Below are 4,432 nucleotides of genomic sequence, written 5' to 3' on the forward strand. Positions count from 1 at the left end.
CGCAAAAATAATCGGCATCACCGCTGTCAGAGAAGGATTTTTCGGTATGTTTTCCCGCTTGTGTCTGAGGGCTGGGCTGTTGTTAGTCGCTCTCGGCAGTGCTGTAAGCGTTTCGGCCGCTACCAAACCCGTAAAAGAAGCCCCGGTGGGCCAGTTCGCCGCCACCCAGATCCGCCATATCGCGACCTACTTCCCCGGCCGTATGGCGGGCAGCCCGGCAGAATTACTGGCCGCAGATTACCTGAAACAGCAGTTTACCGAGATGGGCTACCCGGCTGACACCCGCACCTTTGACGCCCGTTATCTCTACACCAACAAAGACACTAGTGAAAACTGGCGCAAAATCAGCGTCACTTCGGTGATTGCGACTAAAAAAGGTGAGCGGCCCCAGCAGGTCATCATCATGGCGCACTTCGATACCTATACCCCGCTTAGCGACGATGAGGTGGACAATAACCTCGGTGGCCTGACGCTACAGGGGGTTGATGACAACGCCTCCGGCGTGGGCGTAATGCTGGAGTTGGCCAACCGACTGAAAAACATCCCCACCACCTATACCCTGCGCTTTGTGGCGATGAGCGGTGAAGAGCTGAAGTCGGTGGGAGCTAAAAACTACCTTGGCCGGATGACGCCGGAAGAGCGCAAAAACACGCTGCTGGTGATTAACCTCGACAGCCTGATCACTGGCGATCGCCTCTATTTCCATTCCGGGCGTAATACCGAGCCGGAAGTGGTGGTCCGATCCCGCGATCGAGCGCTGAGCATTGCCCACCGTTATGGCATTGAAGCGGGCATCAACCCTGGCAGCAAAGGTTTTCCAACGGGTACCGGTTGCTGTTCCGATCAGATAGTCTTCGATCAGGCCAAAATTCCGGTGATGGCGGTAGAAGCCACCAACTGGTCGCTGGGGGATAAGGACGGCTATCAGCAACGCGCCACCAGCCCAAATTTCCCACAGGGGATTACCTGGCATCGTCCGCAATACGACAATCTGCAATATCTGGAAACCCACCTGCCAGGGCGGATCGACAAGCGCAGCCACGACAGCGTGCAGATCCTGTTACCGTTGGTTAAAGAGTTGGTACAGGCGCATCCCGCCCCTGAGCCGAAGAAGAAAAAGAAGAAATAGTACGTTACAGCCCCTCACCCTAACCCTCTCCCACAGGGAGAGGGGACCGATCGAGTTAGGCTGAAAGTAAGTGATTCATCATGAACACCGAGTAATTCGCCTCAGCTGAGAGTGAACTTCTTTCTCCCAACAGAGCAGTGACTATCAGCTCCCTCTCCCTGTGGGAGAGGGTTGGGGTGAGGGGACATCAACCTTCGTGCAGACCACACTCGCGCTTCAGGCCGAAGAAGCGGGTTTCTTCCTCGCTCATACCTTCCTCCCATTTACGGGTAGTGTGGGTATCGCCCACCGACAGGTAGCCCTGATCCCACAGAGGATGGTAGCTCAATCCATGTTCGGTCAAGTATTGGTAGATCTGGCGGTTATCCCAGTCGATGATCGGCAGGATCTTGAACACCCCACGCTGCACCGCCAACACCGGCAGATTGGCACGGCTGCCCGATTGCTCACGGCGCAGGCCAGCAAACCAGGTTTGCGCACCTAGCGTTTCCAGCGCGCGGTTCATCGGCTCTACCTTGTTGATGTGATTGTACTGCTCAATGCCCTCAACGCCCTGCTCCCACAGCTTGCCGTAGCGCGCCTCTTGCCAGGCTGGTGAATGCTCGGCACGGAATACCTGTAGGTTCAGGTTCAGCTTGTCGGCCAGTTGGTCGATAAACTGGTAGGTTTCCGGGAACAGGTAGCCGGTATCGGTCAGGATCACCGGGATATCCGGCTTGATGCGCGTGACCAGATGCAGACACACCGCCGCTTGAATACCAAAGCTGGAGGAAAGCACAAACTCCCCCGGCAGATGTTCCAGCGCCCAGGCAACCCTATCCTGTGCCGAAAGCTGTTCCAACTGGCCGTTAACGACCGCCAGTGCCAGCGCCTGCCCGGATTTCGGTAGCGCGTTCAGCGCCGCCAGATCCAATTCAGCCATGATGCGATCTCCTGAAAGTGATGATGTGGGCCCTCACCCTAACCCTCTCCGTTAGTGAGAGGGGACCGATTGTGCCCGTATTCAGCATATCGCCCACATAGCAGCAAACAGCGTATCACTCTACAACGTGACAATAGCGCCAATGCAGCATCGAGCCTCGGGCTTCCCCCTCTCCCTGTGGGAGAGGGTCGGGGTGAGGGGGCTGGCTGCACCGTAATAACATGCAGCCGTGCAAGGTTAGTCCCAGAAATCCTGCGCGGGATCCACCACCGGCCGGATAATCCCGGTGCGAACGGTGAAATCGCCAAAGCCTTCGCCAGCAGTACGCTCTGTTGCCCAACGCTCTACCAGTTGGTCGAGGGTCTGCAGGATTTCGTCTTCATTAATATTTTCCCGATACATGCGGGGAATACGCGTCCCTTCACGGTTACCACCAAGATGCAGGTTGTAACGACCGATCGCTTTACCCACCAGGCCAATCTCCGCCAGCAGCGCTCGGCCACAGCCGTTCGGGCAGCCGGTGATACGTAGCACCACGTGCTCATCACCCACGCCATGCCGATGCATGATGCCTTCTACCTTGGTCACAAACTCCGGCAGGAAACGCTCGGCCTCCGCCATCGCCAGTGGGCAGGTGGGATAGGACACGCAGGCCATCGAATTCTTGCGCTGCTCGCTGATGCCGTCGTCGATCAGGCCATGCTGGCGCGCCAGGGCTTCGATCTTCGCCTTTTCACTTTCCGGTACACCGGCCACGATCAGGTTCTGGTTTGCCGTCAGACGGAAGTCCCCCTGGTGGATCTTGGCGATCTCGGCCACGCCGGTTTTCAGCGGACGACCTGGATAATCCAGCAGGCGACCGTTTTCAATAAACAGCGTCAGGTGCCAGTGATTATCAACCCCTTTGACCCAGCCGATGCGATCGCCACGGCCGGTAAACTCGTACGGACGCACCGGCGCAAAGCTGATGCCAGCCCGCTTTTCGACCTCGGCGCGGAAGGTATCAACCCCCACCCGCTCCAGCGTATATTTGGTTTTGGCGTTCTTACGGTCGGTGCGGTTGCCCCAGTCACGCTGGGTGGTCACCACCGCTTCGGCGACGGCCAGCGTGTGTTCCAGCGGAATATAGCCAAACTCACTCGCCGTACGCGCATAGGTTTTCTTGTTGCCATGCTCGATAGACAGACCGCCACCCACCAGCAGGTTAAAGCCCACCAGCTTGCCGTGCTCGGCAATCGCCACAAAGTTCATGTCGTTGGCGTGCAGATCCACATCGTTCTGCGGCGGGATCACTACCGTGGTTTTAAACTTGCGCGGCAGGTAAGTGGCCCCCAGGATCGGCTCTTCGTCCGTGGTCGCGACTTTTTCTTTATCCAGCCACACTTCGGCATAGGCACGGGTACGCGGCAACAGGTGCTCAGAGATTTTCTTCGCCCATTCGTACGCCTCCTGATGCAGTTCCGACTCCACCGGGTTTGAGGTGCAAAGGACGTTACGGTTCACGTCGTTGGCGGTCGCCAATGCATCCAGCCCCAGGCGGTTCAGCAACTGGTGCACCGGTTTCACGTTGCCTTTGACGATGCCATGGAACTGGAACGTCTGACGGTTGGTGATACGGATGCTGCCGTACAGCGTGCTTTCCGCAGCGAATTTGTCGATCCCCAGCCACTGCTGCGGGGAAATAATCCCGCCCGGCAGGCGACAGCGCAGCATCATGGCATGGCGTGGCTCGAGTTTTTGTTCGGCACGTTCGGCGCGAATATCGCGATCGTCCTGCTGATACATGCCGTGGAAACGGATCAGCAAGAAGTTATCGCCGGTAAAGCCGCCGGTCAGGCCGTCTTGTAAATCTTCGGCAATGGTTCCGCGCAGGAAGTTACTCTCTTTCTTCAGACGCTCGGCATCGGCCAGTTTGCCTTCAACCACCAGAGGCCCGGGGTGTTTATCACTCATCAGTAAACGTCTCGCTGATAACGGCGCTCAAGGCGCAGCTCGCTTAAGAATTCGTCTGCCAGCTCGGTATCCATACCACCGTGCTCGGCCACCAGTGCTAACAATGTGTTTTCAACGTCTTTCGCCATGCGGTTGGCATCGCCACAGACATAAATGTGCGCGCCTTGCTGGATCCAGTTCCAGACTTCCGCACCTTGCTCGCGCAGCTTGTCCTGCACATAAACCTTATGTTGTTGATCCCGTGACCAGGCCAGATCGATACGGGTCAGCAGGCCATCTTTGACATAACGCTGCCATTCGACCTGGTACAGGAAGTCTTCGGTAAAGTGCGGGTTGCCAAAGAACAGCCAGTTCTTGCCCCCAGCACCATCGGCTTCACGCTGCTGCATAAAGGCGCGGAACGGAGCGATACCTGTGCAGGGGCAAAT

3 protein-coding genes and 1 pseudogene are annotated in these 4,432 nt (G+C 57.3%); 1 reads left to right on the plus strand and 3 read right to left on the minus strand.

The window, feature by feature from the left end:
* Positions 1-46: 46 nt before the first annotated feature.
* Entirely contained in the window at positions 47-1,129 is a 1,083-nt protein-coding gene (locus ACLQ7H_RS00035; RefSeq protein ID WP_411750907.1) for an aminopeptidase, read from the plus strand.
* Positions 1,130-1,316: 187 nt separating this feature from the next.
* On the opposite strand, the gene cysH is transcribed toward ACLQ7H_RS00035, so the two are convergent.
* From cysH to cysJ, 3 genes and pseudogenes are all read right to left on the minus strand, one after another.
* Entirely contained in the window at positions 1,317-2,051 is a 735-nt protein-coding gene (gene cysH / locus ACLQ7H_RS00040) for a phosphoadenosine phosphosulfate reductase (RefSeq protein ID WP_411750905.1), read from the minus strand.
* A gap of 237 nt (positions 2,052-2,288) precedes the next feature.
* On the minus strand, positions 2,289-4,004 hold the full coding sequence (gene cysI / locus ACLQ7H_RS00045; RefSeq protein ID WP_411750906.1) for an assimilatory sulfite reductase (NADPH) hemoprotein subunit: 1,716 nt from the start codon (positions 4,002-4,004) through the stop codon (positions 2,289-2,291).
* Positions 4,004-4,432 (minus strand): annotated as a pseudogene (gene cysJ / locus ACLQ7H_RS00050) (NADPH-dependent assimilatory sulfite reductase flavoprotein subunit); the annotation flags it as partial. The gene cysI and the pseudogene cysJ, both read right to left, overlap by 1 nt.

Origin of the sequence: Serratia sp. (in: enterobacteria) (assembly GCF_046715635.1) — a bacterium.
Lineage (GTDB): Bacteria > Pseudomonadota > Gammaproteobacteria > Enterobacterales > Enterobacteriaceae > Chania.